21 protein-coding genes are annotated in these 18,481 nt (G+C 51.8%); 18 read left to right on the top strand and 3 right to left on the bottom strand.

Annotated elements, in window-relative coordinates; translation table 11 throughout:
- Window positions 1–8: 8 nt before the first annotated feature.
- Both kbl and PLD04_02410 read left to right on the top strand, forming a co-directional pair.
- Window positions 9–1,199 (top strand): glycine C-acetyltransferase, encoded by a 1,191-nt coding sequence (gene kbl, locus PLD04_02415; protein HXK67173.1) that lies wholly within the window; start codon window positions 9–11, stop codon window positions 1,197–1,199.
- Window positions 1,196–2,104 (top strand): diguanylate cyclase, encoded by a 909-nt coding sequence (locus tag PLD04_02410; GenBank protein ID HXK67172.1) that lies wholly within the window; start codon window positions 1,196–1,198, stop codon window positions 2,102–2,104. The genes kbl and PLD04_02410 overlap by 4 nt, the downstream gene beginning before the upstream one ends.
- A 24-nt stretch (window positions 2,105–2,128) precedes the next feature.
- On the opposite strand, the gene PLD04_02405 is transcribed toward PLD04_02410, so the two are convergent.
- From PLD04_02405 to PLD04_02395, 3 genes are read right to left on the bottom strand one after another with little or no spacing between them, the layout of a single operon-like run.
- Complete coding sequence (locus PLD04_02405; protein HXK67171.1) at window positions 2,129–2,941, bottom strand: ABC transporter substrate-binding protein; 813 nt, start codon at window positions 2,939–2,941, stop codon at window positions 2,129–2,131.
- Complete coding sequence (locus PLD04_02400; protein HXK67170.1) at window positions 2,895–3,122, bottom strand: hypothetical protein; 228 nt, start codon at window positions 3,120–3,122, stop codon at window positions 2,895–2,897. Before PLD04_02400 ends, PLD04_02405 begins: the two co-directional genes overlap by 47 nt.
- A 13-nt stretch (window positions 3,123–3,135) precedes the next feature.
- Window positions 3,136–6,243, bottom strand: coding sequence for a TonB family protein (locus PLD04_02395; GenBank protein ID HXK67169.1), 3,108 nt, complete (start codon window positions 6,241–6,243; stop codon window positions 3,136–3,138).
- Window positions 6,244–6,302: 59 nt separating this feature from the next.
- Here PLD04_02395 and PLD04_02390 point away from each other — a divergent pair, with 59 nt between their 5' ends.
- From PLD04_02390 to atpG, 16 genes are all read left to right on the top strand, one after another.
- Window positions 6,303–7,529, top strand: a complete 1,227-nt coding sequence (locus tag PLD04_02390; protein ID HXK67168.1) for a MiaB/RimO family radical SAM methylthiotransferase — start codon at window positions 6,303–6,305, stop codon at window positions 7,527–7,529.
- A gap of 41 nt (window positions 7,530–7,570) precedes the next feature.
- On the top strand, window positions 7,571–8,293 hold the full coding sequence (locus PLD04_02385) for a YebC/PmpR family DNA-binding transcriptional regulator (protein ID HXK67167.1): 723 nt from the start codon (window positions 7,571–7,573) through the stop codon (window positions 8,291–8,293).
- A complete protein-coding gene (locus PLD04_02380; GenBank protein ID HXK67166.1) occupies window positions 8,262–8,768 on the top strand; it encodes a crossover junction endodeoxyribonuclease RuvC in 507 nt (168 codons plus the stop codon). The genes PLD04_02385 and PLD04_02380 overlap by 32 nt, the downstream gene beginning before the upstream one ends.
- Before the next feature lie 102 nt (window positions 8,769–8,870).
- The gene (locus PLD04_02375) at window positions 8,871–9,533 is read left to right on the top strand and encodes a MotA/TolQ/ExbB proton channel family protein (protein HXK67165.1); all 663 of its coding nucleotides are present in this window, start codon (window positions 8,871–8,873) and stop codon (window positions 9,531–9,533) included.
- A gap of 9 nt (window positions 9,534–9,542) precedes the next feature.
- Window positions 9,543–9,977, top strand: a complete 435-nt coding sequence (locus tag PLD04_02370; protein HXK67164.1) for a biopolymer transporter ExbD — start codon at window positions 9,543–9,545, stop codon at window positions 9,975–9,977.
- Entirely contained in the window at window positions 9,974–10,435 is a 462-nt protein-coding gene (locus PLD04_02365) for a biopolymer transporter ExbD (GenBank protein HXK67163.1), read from the top strand. The genes PLD04_02370 and PLD04_02365 overlap by 4 nt, the downstream gene beginning before the upstream one ends.
- Window positions 10,436–10,437: 2 nt before the next feature.
- The gene (locus PLD04_02360; GenBank protein ID HXK67162.1) at window positions 10,438–11,133 is read left to right on the top strand and encodes an energy transducer TonB; all 696 of its coding nucleotides are present in this window, start codon (window positions 10,438–10,440) and stop codon (window positions 11,131–11,133) included.
- 7 nt (window positions 11,134–11,140) lie between these two features.
- On the top strand, window positions 11,141–11,692 hold the full coding sequence (locus tag PLD04_02355) for a DUF4388 domain-containing protein (protein HXK67161.1): 552 nt from the start codon (window positions 11,141–11,143) through the stop codon (window positions 11,690–11,692).
- Window positions 11,689–12,810, top strand: a complete 1,122-nt coding sequence (locus PLD04_02350) for a tetratricopeptide repeat protein (GenBank protein HXK67160.1) — start codon at window positions 11,689–11,691, stop codon at window positions 12,808–12,810. The genes PLD04_02355 and PLD04_02350 overlap by 4 nt, the downstream gene beginning before the upstream one ends.
- Before the next feature lie 14 nt (window positions 12,811–12,824).
- Window positions 12,825–13,901, top strand: coding sequence for a Vms1/Ankzf1 family peptidyl-tRNA hydrolase (locus PLD04_02345; protein HXK67159.1), 1,077 nt, complete (start codon window positions 12,825–12,827; stop codon window positions 13,899–13,901).
- 11 nt (window positions 13,902–13,912) lie between these two features.
- On the top strand, window positions 13,913–14,428 hold the full coding sequence (locus PLD04_02340) for a TIGR00725 family protein (protein ID HXK67158.1): 516 nt from the start codon (window positions 13,913–13,915) through the stop codon (window positions 14,426–14,428).
- A 65-nt stretch (window positions 14,429–14,493) separates the two neighbouring features.
- Window positions 14,494–15,027 (top strand): ATP synthase F0 subunit B, encoded by a 534-nt coding sequence (locus tag PLD04_02335; protein ID HXK67157.1) that lies wholly within the window; start codon window positions 14,494–14,496, stop codon window positions 15,025–15,027.
- Entirely contained in the window at window positions 15,020–15,571 is a 552-nt protein-coding gene (locus PLD04_02330; GenBank protein ID HXK67156.1) for an ATP synthase F0 subunit B, read from the top strand. The genes PLD04_02335 and PLD04_02330 overlap by 8 nt, the downstream gene beginning before the upstream one ends.
- Window positions 15,568–16,104 carry an ATP synthase F1 subunit delta gene (gene atpH, locus PLD04_02325; GenBank protein ID HXK67155.1) on the top strand — a complete coding sequence of 179 codons (537 nt, stop codon included), beginning with the start codon at window positions 15,568–15,570 and terminating at the stop codon, window positions 16,102–16,104. The genes PLD04_02330 and atpH overlap by 4 nt, the downstream gene beginning before the upstream one ends.
- Window positions 16,094–17,626 carry a F0F1 ATP synthase subunit alpha gene (atpA, locus tag PLD04_02320; GenBank protein HXK67154.1) on the top strand — a complete coding sequence of 511 codons (1,533 nt, stop codon included), beginning with the start codon at window positions 16,094–16,096 and terminating at the stop codon, window positions 17,624–17,626. Before atpH ends, atpA begins: the two co-directional genes overlap by 11 nt.
- Entirely contained in the window at window positions 17,619–18,473 is an 855-nt protein-coding gene (atpG, locus tag PLD04_02315; GenBank protein ID HXK67153.1) for an ATP synthase F1 subunit gamma, read from the top strand. Before atpA ends, atpG begins: the two co-directional genes overlap by 8 nt.
- Window positions 18,474–18,481 lie beyond the last annotated feature (8 nt).

Genomic DNA, 18,481 nt, shown 5'->3' with positions numbered 1-18,481 from the left:
GGGTCGCGATGTTCGGTTCATACGGAGAAGAGCTTCGAAAAACAATGGATGGCTTAAAGCAGGAAGGGCTCTATAAGGACGAGAGAATTATCTCCGGTCCTCAGGGAGCTGAGATTGATGTGAAAGGAGTGGGGAAGGTAATCAATTTCTGCGCCAATAACTATCTTGGGCTATCCTCCCATCCAGATGTAATCAAAGCGGCCCATCAAGCTCTGGATCAGTGGGGATACGGGATGAGCTCGGTTCGTTTTATTTGCGGAACACAGGAAATTCATAAGACACTGGAAAAGAAAGTCGCCGAATTTTTAAGTACCGACGACACCATTCTCTATGCGGCGTGTTTCGATGCCAATGGAGGTGTCTTTGAACCCTTTCTCGATGAAGACTGTGCCATTATCACGGATGCCCTGAACCATGCCTCGATTATTGATGGAATTCGTCTTACCAAGGCGAAACGTTTCATATACCAGCATGCTGATCTTGCGGATCTGGAAGGAAAGCTGAAGGAATCATCCAGCCTGAAAAGAAGGATTGTCGCCACGGACGGTGTGTTCAGCATGGATGGAGATTATGCTCCACTTGCTGAAATCCATGCACTGACCGAGCAATATGATGCGATTCTCATGGTGGACGATTCCCATGCCTCGGGTTTTGTGGGGCGGACCGGCAGAGGAACCCACGAACGAGCCGGGCTTCTGGGAAAAGTCGACCTCATTACAACAACATTCGGAAAGGCCCTCGGTGGAGCCATGGGAGGTTGTGTGAGCGGCAGAATGGAGATGATCGAGTGGCTTCGCCAGCGGTCCCGTCCCTACCTCTTCTCAAACTCGCTTTCCCCCGTAGTCGCCGGAACGAGCGTGGCGGTCATCGATCTTCTTTCCCGGACTACGGAGCTGAGGGATCGCCTCTTTGACAATACCCGATATTTTAGATCTTCCATGGAGTCAGCCGGGTTTGACATCAAACCGGGCGATCATCCGATTGTTCCCATCATGCTGTATGATGCCAAAGTTGCCAAGGAGATGGCAGACCGGCTCTTAAGCCAGGGGATTTACGTTATTGGGTTCTCTTTTCCCGTTGTCCCGAAGGGACAGGCGAGAATCCGGGTTCAGGTGTCCGCGGTCCATGAACGGAAGCATCTGGACCGCTGTATAGATGCCTTCACACATGTTGCGAAAGAGATGGGGGTTCTGAGTTGAAAATCCTGGTCGTTGACGACAGCGCCTCCGTGAGGGGGCAGGTAAAAGAGCTGTTATCCAAATCTGTACCCGGGGTGGAGATACAAACCGCAAACAATGGAATTGAAACCCTGTCTCTTGCGGAAAAATTTCTTCCCGACATGATTATTATGGATGTACAAATGCCGGGTATGAACGGGTATGAGGCCCTTCGGGTTCTGAAATCCAGGGAACGTACCCGGGAAATCCCTGTGATTTTCCTCACCGGAACCTATCGGGAGGAAGAGGATTTGATAACCGGTCTGGAACTTGGGGCAGTGGACTATGTCATGAAGCCGATCCAGGAAAAGATCTTTATGGCCAGGGTCAAGGTCATGCTTCGCCTCAAAGAGGCCCAGGAAGGTATCCGAAGACTCTCTCTTCATGACCCATTAACGGAATGTTTTAATCGACGTTTCCTGATGAAACGCCTCTCAGAGGAATTCAACCGGGGAGCACGCAATCACCATCCCGTTTCCGGAATCATGTTGGATCTCGATCACTTTAAGCAGTTGAATGACGCTTATGGCCATGATGTCGGGGACCAGGTTCTGGTAAAGGTGGCAAATATTCTGAAACTTTCCATGAGAGAGTATGATGTTCTGGCCCGCTACGGTGGCGAGGAGTTCTTTATTCTTCTTCCTCAGACAGATCTTGAAAATGCCATAAAAATGGCAGAAAGAATTCGTTCTCTTATCCAGTCAGTGCGGATCGAAGCCGGAGAACGTCAGCTTTCTGTTACGGCATCTTTTGGCGTCGCGGGGTACAGCGGTGAGGAAACACCGGATAATCCGGAGCACCTGCTGAAACAGGCAGATATTGCTCTATACCGGGCGAAAGAAAATGGAAGAAACCGGGTGGAAGTCTTCAGGCCTGAACAGGGCTGACCGAAACAGACATTCCCAACGATTTCATTGAAGATTTCTCTGTACATGCAGGATTAATTCAGGATAGGCTTTGAGAAGAGCCGGGCCGGGTCGGCTGAAGAGGTCAGCCGGTACCGAAATCCAATGAGTTGAGAGTAGTTTTCGAATGGATGCCGGTGGTGGCCCCGCTTCATCGGCGTAAAGAACAATATCCGGATGAAATGTTACGAGGGACTCCCGGGATAGAGTGGGGTAGGGCCGGGATCCCGTATCCATCCCTGAAATTCCGGCCCGTTCCAGCATGTCAAGAACGTAGGAGCCGGAACCGGCTACGGTGATAGGCTTCCACCAGATGACGTACAATCCCCGGACATTTCGTGATGGGGAAACAGGTAGGTTCCTGATCTGATAAGCAAGATCACTTCCCTGACTCTCTCTACCCAGAAGTCTTCCGACGGTTTGAATGGATGTCGCAATGTCCTCAAAAGAATCAAAGGACAGGGTGGTTACACTCACAGAGAAGCGTTCTGACAAATCACGCAGAACAGGAGTTTCCTGGTATGGAAGGATAAAAAGGTGGGTCGGATGCAGTGAAACTGCACGCTCCAGTTCTACTTTCATCCCTGCTACCCTTGGAAGGTCCGGGAGAGAAGACCGAAGCCCTACTCCCACGATGGAATCCTTCATCCCCAGGGCAACAATAATTTCCTCAATGTTGGGAGCCGCTGCAATTACCCTAAAAGAATCCCCTCCTCCCCTGGGGAGGAGGGGCGCTGACAGCAGGATGAAAAAGAGAAAAAACGAGGGAAGCTTAAGCTTCGCCTTCTTCTTCCTCTTCCATGTCGTTGGGGATACCAAGTCTCAGACAGGCGGCAGCATACATCTGCTGGGCCGCAGCTTTCCCATTTTGCAGTTCGGCCAATCTTTCCCGCACCTTGGCCATCTCTTCTTCGATCTGGGCGTCGATGTCTTGGATCTCCCGACGGGTGTTCTCCATTACGGATTCGTAGAACTGTTTCTGTTCCTCGCTAATGGGCATGATCCAAACCTCCTTAACGTAATGTGAAGTTATAGGTCAAGGTGAAATAGGTCTTGACCTTCTTTCCCATATAGGTGGCGGGAGAAAATGTCGCATCTTCCGCCGCTCGAATGGCTGCTTCCGTAATAAACGGTTTCTTTGTAAGGGCTTTAACATCTTCTACTTTACCCTTTTCATTCACGAGTACCTGGACGACGATGATTCCTTCAATATTCTGCCGCTTGGCCTGCGTCGGGTAGCGGGGCTGTGGTTTGTTCTTGAGAACGGGAGCCACAAGGTCCGGAGTTCCCACGGGTACCAGGTCACCCTCATTAAACTGGGGTTTGGGAGGGACGATGTCCTTGGGAGTCTGCTCCACCGGCTTTTCCTGTGGTTTTACTTCCGGTTTGGGCTGCTCCGCTTTTGGCGGCTCCACTTTGGTTTCGGCGGGTTTGGTGGATGGTACCGCCTCTTCCTTGGAAGGAGCTTCCTCGGTCGGTTTTTCAGCCGGGGTTGCGGCAGGAGGCTGTTCCTTTGGCGGTTCAGGTTTCGTCTGTTCAGGCTTTGATTGTGCGGAGGGAGGTTCTATAGGTTTCTCCTGGGGCTTTTCCACAGGTTTCGACTCGGGTTTCTGTGTGGAGGCCGGTTCAGGTTTTGGTTTTGCTGTAGTTTCTTTGCCGGGCTCTTCCTGGGGTTCCGAGGGAGTTTCCTCCGGTGTCGCTTCGGGTTTTTGCTGCGTCTGGGCAGGCGGTGTCTGGGGTGGTTCTTCCTGTTTACTGCCGCCCGTCAGGGTAAAGATCGCAATAACACCAATGATAACAGCCGCAGCAATGCCAACCCAGATAATCGGAAATTTCTTCTTTTCTCCCTCCATCTCGAGGGATTCGAGCATGGGAGAAGCCGATTTCTTGCGGGCTGTTTCTTCCTGGACAGGTTTGGGTTCCGGTTTTTCTTTAACCGGCTCGGCTTCTGACTTTTTCTTAGGCTCTGTCTTTTTCTCCGGTTTGGGTTCCGGCTTGGATTCCGGCTTTGGCTCAGGTTTAGGCTCAGTCCTGGGTTCCTGCCTGGCGGAAGCTTTTTCTGTTTCCTTGGGTAAATAGGCAAAGGAAGACCACTGAGGTGACTTTGCTTCTTCGAGGCTGAAGGCAACAAGGGTCGCAAAGTCTTTTTGTGCGGGAAGAGGTCGGAAGTTTTCCAGCACTCCCTCCAGTGCCGCGCGAAATTCTTCGGCATCCTGGTATCGGTCTTCCTTGTTTTTCTGCAGGGCTTTGCTTAAAATGTCATCGAGCTCGGGAGGAACATCCTTCATAGTTTTCGACAGATGGACATACTCCGGGTTCCGCACCTTTTCCAGGATTGAAATCTCACTGTCGCCCGAGAAAAGCTGTCGACCCGAAATCATCTCATAGAGTACGGTAGCAAGGGAGAAAATATCGGAACGATGGTCAATCTCTTTACCCCAGGCCTGCTCAGGTGACATGTACTGAAGTTTGCCCTTAAGAGCTCCTGCCCGGGTATGGCTTGCCTTGGATGCGGCTTTGGCAATCCCAAAGTCGATCAGCTTCACTTCTCCGTCCCGGGAAATCAGAATATTTTGAGGCGAAACATCCCTGTGAACGATCCCCAGATCATCGCCCTGCATGTCCTTCCGCGCATGGGCGTAAGCCAGCGCGGATGCAAGATGATCAGCAATTTGAACCGCGATGGCAGGGGGCAGGATCAGGGAACTCTTTTTCAGGGAGAGAAGGATGGATCGTAAATCGAGTCCATCCACATATTCCATCGCAATAAAGTAAGAATCTTTGATCTTTCCAAGATCGTAGATGTGAATAATGTTCCTGTGATTTAACTGAGCCGCAACCTTGGCCTCATCAATGAACATGGTGGTAAATTCATTGTTTTGAGACAGGTGGGGTAGAATTTTTTTCAATGCAACGAGCTTCTCGAACCCCTCAACACCCTTCATCTTGGCTTTATAGATTTCAGCCATTCCGCCCGTCGCCAGCTTTTCGATCATGACATACTGACCGAATGTATTCTCATCCTCTTTCTCTACCCTGGGAGCCGAAGGTTCCTTTTCCTCAGGTTTGGGTGGAGCCGGCTCCGGTTTTTTCTCTTCCGCGGGAGCTTCTGCCCTGGGGGGAGCAGGAGGGGGAGCGGGTGCCGGCGGAGCTTCCTTCGGTGGTGCCGGAGGTTGGGCGGGAGCCGCTTCCGGCGGCCTGGCCTGGGGAGCAGGTGTGGGGGCTGCCGGAGGTTCCGGGGCGGGTCTCTTTCGAGGGGCAGGAGCGGCCAGGTCAAGCCCTGCAAGGGTTTCTGTCAACCTCTTTTCGAGATCGTCTGATTTCGCTGCAGGCGGAGTCGAAGCTGTTTTTCGCTGTGGAACTTTGATATCTGTGAGGGTTTTTTCCAGAAGGTTATCGACCTGCGTAACCCTTGGTTTCGATGGCGGGGGAGCAGAAGTGGGAGGTACTGCAGGTTTGGGTTCCGGAACCGGAGTTTTGGGTGCAGCGCCTTGTTCCAGGGGTGCTGTTTTTCGCGGAGCAGGTTGATCAGCCCCGGGTTCCTTCTTTGGCTCTTCGGGACGGGGTTTATCATCAATAATCTCTCCAAAAAGATCCTCGGAGGATAATTTGTCACCGCCATCCTTTACGGCATCAATAAGATCATCTTTATCCGGTGCGGGGGTCTCCGGTTTATCCGGTGCGGGTGTCTCCGGCTGAATGGGGAGGCGTACCGTTTCGTCAATCGCGGCTTCGGCAGCCGGTTCCGCCGCATCCCCCCGGCAGGTCTGAAGAATCTCCATGACCCGCTCTTTTGAGAAAGGTTTTGGGAGAAGCATGGAAACATTTCGTTTCTTTGCCTCGCTGGTAATTTCCTGATCGCTTACGCCGGTAAGCATAAGAATGATTTTTGCTTCGGTCAGTTCAGAATCTTTTCTAATTTTCGAAATAAGATCGTTACTCCGCATTTTGGGAAGAACAGCGGACATAAAGACAATTTCCGGCTGTTCTTTTTGCACCATTGCCCACCCCTCTTCCCCATCCTTGGCAATGAGATACTCCAGACCAGCCTCCGTTAAAGCCTCAGTGATACGTTTCACATATCTGGGTTCATACTCGATTACGATGACTTTTCTTTCCATGTTGGTCTAATATTATACAACCTGTGAAACTTTGTCAAAGGTCAAGAACGCCTTATTTTGTGAAAATCTTCGGATGTCGAACGAACCAGTTTGACGGTGAGGCGCTCGCCCTTTCCCTGGATCCCGAACGGTATGAGAGAGTCAACACGGAAGCAAAGGCCCGTGTCGTCATTATCGTAGGCTGTGCCGTAACACACAGGGCGGAACGGGATGTGCGGCAGTATGTCAGAAAAAACCGTCGTGAGGATCCAGGAAAAATCATTGTCCTGGCAGGATGCAGCGCGGAACTGAATCCGCCGGAGGGTATCGATAGGATCATCCCCATGGCGGCGAGGGACAGCATTCAGTCCATTATCGAAGGACGGCTGCGGGAGAATAATGAAATCGGAGAATCCGCCAGGCTGTTTTTCAGGCCTGTAGTGGAAATGCTGGATCGAACCCGTGTGTACGTCAAGGTTCAGGAAGGGTGTTCTCATCGATGTTCCTACTGTATTGTCCCAACCCTTCGGGGTCCGTCACGGAGCCTCCCGCTGGAAACTTTACGCCACCATGTACGGGATCTGGTTGCACGGGGAGTCCCCGAATTGATCCTTACGGGAACCTATCTCGGGGGATGGGGTCGTGATCTGTCGCCGAAAATGTCTCTACCCGTTCTATGGAATGTCATGGATCAGGTGGGTGGAGAATACCGCTGGAGAATGAGCTCGATTGAGCCCTGGGCATTCAAAAATTCATGGTTTGAGAAGCTCAGGGACTGTACCCGTCTCTGCCCCACGTTTCATCTTCCCCTTCAGAGTGGAAGTTCGAAGATCCTTAAAGCCATGCGTCGCCCGATCCAACCGGCGCGGTTTGCGGAAATTGTCAGCCGGATCAGGGACATCTTTCCTGATTCAAGGATCGGCACAGATCTTATCGTGGGCTATCCAGGGGAAAGTGAATCTGATATGGAGGAGACGATGACCTTTCTCCATCAGATGCAGCTCGATTATCACCATGTCTTTACGTTCAGTGTCCGTCCCGGATTTACGGAGATGGAAGGAACAGTCCCGGACAGAGAGGTACATAGACGAATGTCGATGATCAGGCGGTTTGACCTGGCATCCAGAGAGGCGGAGGGTAGACGCAGGCTGGGGAATGTCCTGCAGGTTCTTTCCGCCGGAAGAGCCAGAGGAATTGATATCTATAATCACTGGGTCGATCTGGACAGACAGGTCGAGGAGGGAATGTTTGTCCGCGTACGGATCACCGGCAGTCAGGGGGATCGGCTGCTGGGAGTCGTGGTATAATCCTTCCTCGCGAAACAGAGTTGTATACTACGGAGGTTGTTATGTCTGGCCACAATAAATGGTCATCGATCAAACACAAAAAAGCTAAGGAAGATGCAAAAAAAGGGAAAGCATTTTCAAGACTTGCCAAAGAGCTTACCGTGGCCGCGAGAACGGGTGGGGGAGACCCCGCAGGCAATGCAAGGCTCAAGAGCGCAATTCAGGCCGCAAGGGCAGTCAACATGCCCAAAGATAATATTGAACAGGCAATTCGCAGAGGGACGGGGGAGCTTCCCGGCGTGAGTTATGATGAGCTCCACTATGAAGGATATGGTCCCGGAGGTGTAGCCGTGTTTGTGGAAGTCCTTACCGACAACCGCAACCGTTCAACAGCGGATATTCGTCATATCTTTTCGAAATATGGTGGAAACATGGGGGAAAACGGTTGTGTTTCCTGGATTTTCGAACGGAAGGGACAAATCCTTGTGGATGGAACCTTTTCGGAAGATACACTCTTTGAAGTGGCCACAGAAGGGGGTGCGGAGGATATCGGACCGGAAGAGGGAAATTATCAGGTCCTCTGTGCCGAAGATGCTCTCTCCGATTTGCAGGATCTGTTTGAAGAAAAGGAAATTCCCGTTATTAGCGCCGAACGGATTATGATCCCGACCAATACTGTGGAGGTTGACAAGGCTCTGGGTGATAAGCTGATCCGCTTTCTGGATATCCTGGAGGATCATGATGATGTCCAGAATGTCTGGGTCAACGCGGATTTTGTCGACTGACATTACGATCGTCGGGATTGATCCCGGGAGCCGACTTCTCGGGCTTGCAGCCATTCGAGTTCATGGAGGAAAACCGGAAGCTCTGGACGGTACCCTTCTTAAAGTCAGGGGGGAATCTCCAGGACAAAAGCTGCAGTCGATCTACGACACCGTAGGTGCCTATCTGGAAACCTGGAATCCTCATCAGGGCGCTCTTGAAGATCTCTTTTCGAAACCGAATGTCCATACAACGGTGGTGCTGGCCAGAGTGTCCGGAATTATCCTCCTTCGATTCTCCCAGGCTGATCTCCCGCTGACACTCTATCCTCCGGCCCGCGTGAAATCGGCCATCACCGGGTACGGCAATGCGTCGAAGGATCAAATTCGATACGTGGTCGTGAAGACACTGGGCCTTCCTGAAGACATTCCGGAAGATGTAAGTGATGCATACGCAGTCGCGTTGAGTCACGCATTTTTACATCGGGAACTTTCCTGAGTTTTCGGGAGTCTCCTATCTTGACCGGTCATGCTCTCTGTGATACCATCCGATCGACCCCGGGGTATGACGGGGGCAATAAAATTTTAGGAGGAGTTGCACATGGACTTCTTTGGAACCCTTGTCAAGTACTACCGTCAGGGCGGCATTGTCATGCACTTTCTGCTGGTGTTGTCGATTGCCGGTGTCACCGTCTTTATCGAACGGCTTATTACCCTGGGAAAAGCCAAGATCAATGTTGCTCACTTTCTGACCAACCTGCGGAAAGTCCTCATTCAGAATCGTGATATCGACGCAGCCATCAAGGTTTGCGAACGTTACAAAGGCCCGGTCGCCTCTGTGGTGAAAGCCGGTCTCCTGAAGTACGGCGAACCGAAGGAAGAAATCGAGAAGGCGATTGAAAGTGCGGCCGTCTACGAAATGGGACGTCTGGAGAAGTTCCTTATCGTATTGGCTTCCGTTGCCAACGTTGGTCCGCTGCTCGGCTTTCTTGGAACGGTTACCGGTATGATCAAGTCCTTTGACGCTCTTGCCAAGGCCGGTCTTTCCAATCCCGCACTTGTCGCTCAGGGTATTTCTGAAGCTCTGATTACCACGGCCGCGGGTCTCTTTATCGCCATCCCGATGCAGCTGGCATATAACTACTTCACCAGCCGAATTAACAAGTTCGTCAGGGACATTGAAACTTCTTCCAATATCCTGATGGAAACCCTTGCTGAAATCGATAAAGGAAAAGCGAGCGAAGGCAACGTTTTAGGATCGTGAGGAGGGACCATGCAAATTCGGTCTAAATTCGCCCCGACTTCCTCGATTCCCACCGCTTCGATGGCGGATATTGCTTTCCTTCTGATTGTATTCTTCATCCTCACCTTTAATGTAGAGGTGGACAGGGCGCAGGTCATCCTTCCCAAATCGATGGAGAGGAATGAAATTCCCAAAAAATCTGCATACGTTTCTGTGGACAAACAGGGAGTTATCCGCTTCTCGAATGGAGAGGATATGTCTCAGCCCGTGAGTACAGCGGAAGAGATCCTTTCCTATGCGCTGGCGGTGACTTCCGGCAATCCTGAAAAGCCCTTCGTGATCAAGGCCGAAGAGGATACGCCTTACAAAGTAGTCGACGAAGTCATTGATTACCTGAAGCAGGCCCACGCAAAGAATATCTTCCTCCTTACAAACCAGGAGGAAGTGGAAGGAGGTTCCTCATGAAAATCAGGCGAAGACAATCGAATGAGGAGATCCCGACATCTTCCATGGCGGATATCGCCTTCCTTCTTATTGTGTACTTCATGGTGACCACCGTCTTTTCCGCGACACGGGGTCTCGACTTCACCCTGCCAAAGGATGATCAGCCTGCGCAGCAGGAAGCTGAAGAGTCCGTTGAAATTAAGGTGATGCCCGATGGCTCCCTTCTGGTTGACCAGAAACCGATGCTGGTGAGCGGGATTCTTGAGTATCTCAAGCCCAAGCTTGAGGCCAACAAGGAAAAACCGGTCATCCTCATCCCCTTACCGGAGACACCCTACAAATACATGGTGGCGGTTTTCGATGAACTGCGGCAGTCTGAAGCCAAGATCGGAATCCCCGTAAAGAATATTTCCATTCCCACCAAGCGTGAGCTCGAGGGTATTTCCGCCCAGTTCGGCATCGACTTTTTCGGGGGTTGATCATGACGAAACCAACAGCTATTAAGCACGAACGAGCCTTTCTGGAAACCCTGGCACGCGAATCCAAGGAAGACGCAAAGCACACCTACATCGCTCTTGTCATCGCGGTGATCATACACGTCGTTCTTTTCGCCTGGCACTTTCCTGAAGGTGCGAATCAGGCTCAGATTTCCGAACAGCAGACGCGTATTTTCGTCATGAAGCCACCGAAGTTTAAACCTCCGGAGAAGCCAAAGGAACAGCAGATTCCCAAGCCAAAGACGAAAAAGGTACCGATTCCCGATCCGACCCCGGATGAGCCGGAGCCCATTCGAGAACCCGAGCCCGAAATTGCGGATGAAATTCCCCCGGATATGGACGTACTCTTCGGTGTCCCGGAGGCGCCACCCGCCATCGAGGAAAAGCCAATTAATGTTGGAGGGGATATTGAGGCTCCGGAGAAGCTCGACGCTCCACAGCCTCTCTATCCGGAAATTGCTCGAAAGGCTAGAATCCAGGGAATTGTCATTCTCCAGCTTACCGTAACCCGGGAAGGAAGAGTCGAAGATGTGAAGGTGCTTCGTGGTCTTCCCATGGGCTGCACGGAAGCTGCGATTGACGCGGTACAGAAATGGAAATTCAAACCGGCGTACCGGAAATCCACGGGTCTGCCCGTGAAGGTCTATTACACGGTAACGGTTAAGTTCAGTATCGACTAGGAGCCTTATGGCCTTTCAAGGATCTCTAAAAGAGATTCCCTTACCTGACATTATTCAGCTTGTCAGCGTTTCCGGGAAAACAGGAGTATTCATCCTTGAGAAGGGTGAAGAGCGGGGAGAGATCTATCTAAGGGAAGGGCAGATCGTTCATGCGGTCTATCTTGCTCTCGAAGGGGAAGAAGCCATCTATGCCTTGAGTATCTGGCCGGAAGGAGATTTTCACTTTCAGCCGGGTGTCGAGCCGGAAAAAACAACCATTCAGAAGAGTAATACCAACCTGCTGATGGAGGCGGCCCGACGTCTGGATGAATGGAGGATCCTGAGAAAGAAGATTCCGTCCGAGGATCTGGTGCCTCACCTGATCTACCGTCCAAACTGGCAGAAAGAGGTGATTCTTTCCCCATACGAGTGGTCCGTTGTGACCCAGATGGATGGTGTGAAATCCATCGGAGAAGTGTCGAAGGTTCTGAACTGGAGCACATTTGATGTGGCCAAGATCCTCTACGGACTGATCACACAGCAACTTGTCGAACTCAAACCTAAGGAGGAAACCCCATGAGGCATGTGAAGTCAGTTGCCTTCTTCATCTTCGTATTGACTTCCTTTCTGTTCGCCGGATACGAGGATGGGATGGTGATGTTCCAACGCGGCGACTACGAACAGGCCATTGTCTTTTTCCAGGAAGTAGTGGATCAGGCTCCCGATCAGTACCAGGGACACCAGATGCTGGGTCTCTGCTATCTGAAGCTAAAGCAGAATGATAAAGCGCTGCAAAGTCTGAAAAAGGCCTTCTCTCTCAATCCTTCGGATGCCAACCTTGCACTGACCTTAAGCAACCTCTATTTTGCAAAGAAAGATTTTAAAGCGGTTGCGGACACCCTCAAAGGTGTCAAGGCTTCTTCCATACAAAACAGTAAGGTCCGTTTCAATGTCCATTACCAGCGGGGTCTCGCCTACTATCAAACGGGAAACCACCCCGCTGCAGCAGCCGACTTTGATGAGGCGATTAAGATCGATAAGGACAAGAACGCTCTCTATTACGGAGGACTGGCTCATTACCAGAATGGAGATTATACGAAGGCGTCAGCCAATCTGAAAACTGCCATTGAAGCCGGCGTGGAAAGTGACCGGGCAGGATACTGGTATGTTCAGTCTCTGAACCAGGAAGCTCGGAGAAAGAGCGGGGAGGCCAAGGTGGACGCGTATAAGAAAGCTGCTCTGGAAGCCAGGAAAGTTGCACAGTCCGACCCCACCTATGACACGATCCTGCTAGCGGGTGAGACCATGCTTGGAGCCAAGATGCTTGAAGATGCGCTTCAGCAATTCGGCAAGGCGAAATCGGTTAATCCTAAGGACGGGTACTCGTATTTCTACGCGGGAAAGGCCCTGAGTCTCCTGGGCAGGTATGAAGAATCACAGAAAGAACTCACAAAAGCGATTGAACTTCTTCCCAAGGCCAAGCAGAAAAATGCCTTTGAGCAAATGGCCTATAACCACCACAAGCTGCAGCAGTTTGACGATGCCATTAAAATCTACGAACAGATTGGCGATGCCAAGATGGTTCAGTTTGAAAAAGATGCCAAGAATAAATTCCAGAATAACATCAAAGCAGATAAAGAGATGGAGGAATACGAACGTAAGATGGCAGAGGTGGATTCAGAAGAAGCCGTTCCGTAAGGAGGCTACACTCCATGTCATTGCAAGATAAAATAAAACAGCTCAGCGAAGCTCGCAGTAAGGATGTTCCCATTATCTCTCTGTACCTTCACTATTCCCATCGCGAAGCCAAGGAATTGGACCGCGTAAGAATTTTTCTAAAAAACATGCAGAAGGAAATTGATCGGAGAGGTCTTGAGAAATCCCTCAGCAGAGATATCAAGGAAATCCAGGATTATCTGGAGAACCATGTTCGACCCACGACTCATGGGATCGCGATTTTTACCTGCTCTGCTATTGGACTCAAAGCGGATGTTCAGACTTGGGTTCCCGTGCGGGACCAGTGGTCTCTGGGAAGCACGCCCAACCTCCGTCAGCTGGCCAGGATCGTGGACGATTATGAAAGTACACTGCTGGTCGCGGTCAGTTCTGACAAAGGTCGAATCATTCGAATTACTCCCGAAGCCACAGCGGAAGAAACGATCATTTCGGAGGATTTCCCGGGACGTACCGATGGGGGAGGGTGGGCCCAGGCTCGATACCAGAGGCATACCGAAGAACATATGCTGAGACATCTCAAAAATGTAGCCGAATCCGTGGTGAAAATCTGGGATGCTCAATCCTTTGCCAGCGTGGTCCTGTCAGGACAGGATCACATCCTCTCTCAATTCACAAAGACGCTCCCGCGACGGGTCACCGATCGAATTGCAGGTACGCTCACCCTGGATATCGGGGAGCGAGTGGAGGAGATGATCCACTCGGCCGTGCATATCATCCGCAAATCCGAAGAGGCAAAAGCGCATGAGGAGCTCATCAAGCTTCGTTCGTCCGGGTCTCTTCTGGAAGGATGGGATCAGATTGTGCCTGCCGTGAACCAATCCAGAATCTCCACTCTGTTTTTGCAGGCTGGAGATTCCAAGCCGGGATGGCTCTGCCCCGCCTGTGATGTGCTTGGCGAAAAAGTACCTCTTGGCTGTCCCATATGCGGCGGGGACGTCACGACCTCGGATCTTGTGGATGCCACGGTAAACAAAGTCGAAAAAGACGGGGGACGGGTGGAAGTCTGTATGTCCCTTGACGGCACTGACGTCGCCGCTCGTCTGCGTTTCTGACCTGCTCCCCGGTGAACGTATCCTCTGCATCCCTCATTATCGGGATCATGGGTGGACACGTATGCTCCGAGGGGGAGGCCCGGCAGGCCTATCGTGTCGGGCAAATGTTGGCGGAAAAGGGGATTATCCTCCTCTGCGGAGGACGGGGCGGTGTGATGGAATCGGCTGCCCGGGGAGCCGCGGAATCGGGAGGAATGGTCCTGGGAATTCTTCCAGGACGAAACCCATCTGAATCACCCCCCAATCCCTACGTTTCGATTCCCATCTTTACGGGTCTGGGTGATGCCAGAAATGTGCTGAATGTTCTGAGTTCCGATGGCATCATTGCCATCGGGGGCGGCTGGGGAACCCTCTCGGAGATCGCTCTCGCCAGAAAGAATGGGAAACCCGTCGTTCTCCTGCATTCCTGGAAGCTTGCCCATCCCCTCTTCCCGATTGAGGATGTTCTGGAAGCCGAGAATCCCGAGGATGCGGTACACCGAATACTGACGCTGGCGAATCTGAACCATGGAGTCGAGAATGGATAGCAGCTTGTCACTAAAGGGGCGAAAAGGTTGACCTTTCCCCCTCTTTATGGTAGAAAATGTCCCTTATGAAACGATTGTATCGGTACCTCCTTCCCGTGATGGTGATCGGTGTATGCGTTCTCGCTTTTGTGCTGAATGCAAAGGGAATTCTTCCCTATGAGATGATTCCGGGAGTTCCTTTCGATCTTTCCATTGTTCCCATGATGGTGATGTTCTGGCTCGCCTATTTTGTCTTGGATCGGAACGTCTTTCAGCCGCTATATGGAGTGATGGAAAGTCGAGAAAAGGCCATAGCCGAGGCTGACGCCCGGTTGGAGAATGCAGAGGAAAAAGTTAACAAAACCGTTGAAGAGCGAGAAACGCAAATCCGGACTCTACGTGAATCTCTTCGAGTTAAACGGGATGAGGTGCGTGCCCGGCTGTCCGACGAGAGGGCTGTGGTATTGAAAAAGGCCCGGGAAGACGCAGATGCCCGTCTTGAAGAAGCCCTGGGAAAGATCGAATCGGAGAGAAATAAGGCCCAGAAGGATCTTGAAGCGTTTGCCAGGCAGCTGGCTGTCACTCTTGCCGAGCGGATCCTGGGGAGGAAAGTTGCGTAGGACAGCGTTTCTTATTGCATTCCTCGTCTTCTCGGCACCGTTAATGGCTTCGGAAGCCCATGGGGGTGGGGACACTATGCTTACGGTGGTCTTGAAGGCCCTGAATCTTGTCCTCTTCTTTGGCCTTCTTTTTCTCCTCATCGCCAGGCCGATCCGGCAATTTTTTGAATCCCGGGATGAGGCGATTACCGATGAGATTCAGGGGGCAAAGGATAAGATAGCACGGTCTGAGAATCTGCTCACTGACCTGGAAGAACGGATCAAATCCTACGAGATGGAAGAAAAGGTCATTCAGGAGCGCTTTGAGCAGGAAATCCATAGACTTGAACAGGAAGCTCGTGAAACTCTGAAAAAAGATCTGGAAACGCAGAAGAAGATGGTGGATCATGCCATCGAACAGCAGCTTCGTGTGGCCCGGGAAGACCTGCGCTCCGAAACTCTCGCACTCTCTTCCAAAATGGCGGAAAAGATCCTGACGGAGCAGATTGAGGATAAGGATCGAAAAGCCTTTGCCGAACGAATGCTTGAGGAGATTTCCTCATGAACCGGGCTACCGTTCGAATTTATGCCCGGTCGATCTATAACGCGGCCCGGAATGAAAAGGTCCTGGACGACGCCATGCGTGATCTGGAAAAGCTCAACCAGGGCCTGAATTCCAGGCCGGACTATATCCGTAATCTCCAAAATCCACTTATCCCCATCCGGAATCGGGCTGAGGTAGTTCGGAAACTAACGGAAAATTCCCACCCTCTGGTGCAGAGATTTATGGATTTTCTTATGCGCCGATATGCCCTGGGAATTCTCACCGACATTCTCGGTACGCTGAAGGATTTTCAGGTGGAGGAGCAGGGTGGACTCGTCGCTTCATTGACTGTCCCCCACCAGCTATCCGAAAAGGAAATCGAAACGATCCGGGGCCGTGTGAAGACCCTGATCGGCCGGGATCCCCATTTCAAAGTTGTGATCGATCCCTCCATCCTGGGAGGATTTGTCATCAGGTCGGAAAGTTACCTGATTGATGCGAGCATGAAAGGTTACCTGAAAAAACTGACGGGAGGAAAACTCCATGGCTCTTGAGGCAAAAGAGATTACTGAAATCCTGGAACGACAACTGGAGGGTCACAAACCCGATGTTGATCTGGAAGAAGTTGGCACCGTAATGAGCGTAGGGGATGGAATTGCCACCATCTACGGCCTCGAAAAGGTCATGGCGGGAGAGCTGATCGATTTTGGTGAAGATATCTATGGTATCGCACTGAACCTGGATGAGGACAGCGTGGGCGCGGTCCTTATGGGGGAATTCCAGAAAGTTGCCGAGGGTCAACTCGTGAAACGAACTCGACGCATTGTCGAGGTTCCCGTTGGTAAAGCCATGCTCGGTCGTGTCGTCAATCCCCTGGGTCAGCCTCTGGACGGAAAAGGACCGATCAAGACAGAATCATTTTACCCCGTCGAGAGGATTGCTCCGGGTGTTGTCGATCGTATGCCGGTCAAGAGGCCCCTGCAGACGGGTCTGAAATCGATTGATTCCATGATTCCGATTGGTCGTGGACAGCGTGAACTCATCATCGGCGATCGACAGACAGGAAAAACTGCAATTGCAGTGGACGCCATTATCAACCAGAAAGGGAAAGATGTTGTCTGCATCTATGTCGCTATCGGCCAGAAGCAATCCACCGTGGCTCAGGTCATCAAGACTCTTGAACAGCACGGAGCCATGGATCACACCATCGTGGTTACGTCTTCTGCTTCCGACGCGGCTACCCTCCAGTACCTGGCGCCCTATGCCGGATGTGCCATGGGCGAATACTTCATGTATGAGGGGAAAGATGCCCTGTGTGTCTATGACGATTTGACCAAGCACGCCCAGGCCTACCGGGAAATCTCCCTTCTTCTACGGCGTCCCCCCGGCCGTGAAGCCTACCCCGGTGATGTTTTCTATCTTCACAGCCGTCTGCTGGAGAGAGCGGCGAACCTGGACAAACGGCTGGGTGGTGGGTCTCTTACCGCTCTCCCGATTATCGAGACGCAGCTGGGTGACGTATCGGCCTATATTCCCACCAATGTCATTTCGATCACGGATGGTCAGATTTACCTCGAAAGCGATCTCTTCTTTTCCGGAATCCGGCCCGCCGTCAATGTGGGTCTGTCGGTGAGCCGGGTCGGAGGCAGTGCGCAGATTAAAGCCATGCGCAAGGTGGCGGGAACCCTCCGTATGGATCTGGCGCAATTCAGGGAGCTTGCCGCATTTGCCCAATTTGGCTCCGATCTGGACGTCGCAACCCGTCGCCAGTTAGCCCGGGGTGAACGGTTGACCGAATTGCTGAAACAGCCCCAGTACGTGCCCATGGATGTCGAAATGCAGGTGGCTTCCATCTTTGCCGGAACCCGCGGTTTTATCGATACAGTGCGCATTGAAGCCGTTAATCTCTACGAGCGAGAACTCCATGCCTACTTCAAAGAGGAAAAAACCGATCTTTTGAAGGCGTTGAAGGAGAAAAAGGACATCGATGGAGATCTCGAGGTCAAGCTGAAGGAATCCTGTAAAACATTTTCGGAGCGTTTCGCCAAGGAACACCCGGAGTCTGTCCTTGGCTAATCTCAGGGATATACGAAGGCGGATCCGATCGGTCCGCAATACCCAGCAGATTACGCGGGCCATGAAGATGGTGGCTGCTGCGAAACTGCGCCGTGCCCAGGACAGGGTACATGCAGCGCGCCCCTATGCGGCCGCCCTGGAGGAAGTCCTGGGAAGCCTGGTTACGCGGATTGATCCTGCACATTATCCCATGCTGCGAGAGCCTCGTGAAATGAAAAAGGTCATTGTGATTGTCCTGTCCGGGGAACGTGGTCTTTGCGGGTCGTTCAACAGCAATACCTTCCGGGCCGTGGAACACTTTTATGCAAACCACCCTGAGTGGCATTCGGAAATGATCCTTGTAGGAAAGAAGAGCCGAGACTATTTTAAGCACCACCCTCACCCTATCCTGAAAAGCTATGACGGAGTATTTGGTGATCTGAAGCCGGAACACGCAAAGGCGATCGCGGAGGATGTTGTAGCTCCCTTTGAAAGGGGAGAGATTCAGGGTGTCTATATTGTGTACAACGAATTTGTCTCCATGTCGGTTCAGCGGGTGACAGAACGAAGGATTCTTCCCATAGATCCGGGAGAATTCTCCGGCGGACACGGTGTTGAATACCTCTACGAACCCGATGAGGTCTCTATCCTGAACGATTTGCTCCCACGTTACGTTCAGTTTCAGATCTGGAGGATTCTGTCGGAATCGGCCGCGTCGGAGCATGCAGCCCGGATGACAGCCATGGAGGGTGCCACCCGTAACGCAGAAGAAATGATTGATTCCCTGACACTTGTGTATAACCGGACACGTCAGGCAGCCATTACAAAAGAATTGATTGAAATTGTCTCGGGATCCCAGGCCGGATGAAGGAGGAA

The organism is Thermoanaerobaculia bacterium (assembly GCA_035593605.1).
Taxonomy (GTDB): domain Bacteria; phylum Acidobacteriota; class Thermoanaerobaculia; order UBA2201; family DAOSWS01; genus DAOSWS01.
Note: the sequence above shows the minus strand (reverse complement) of the source record. Positions and strands in the feature narration are given on the sequence as shown.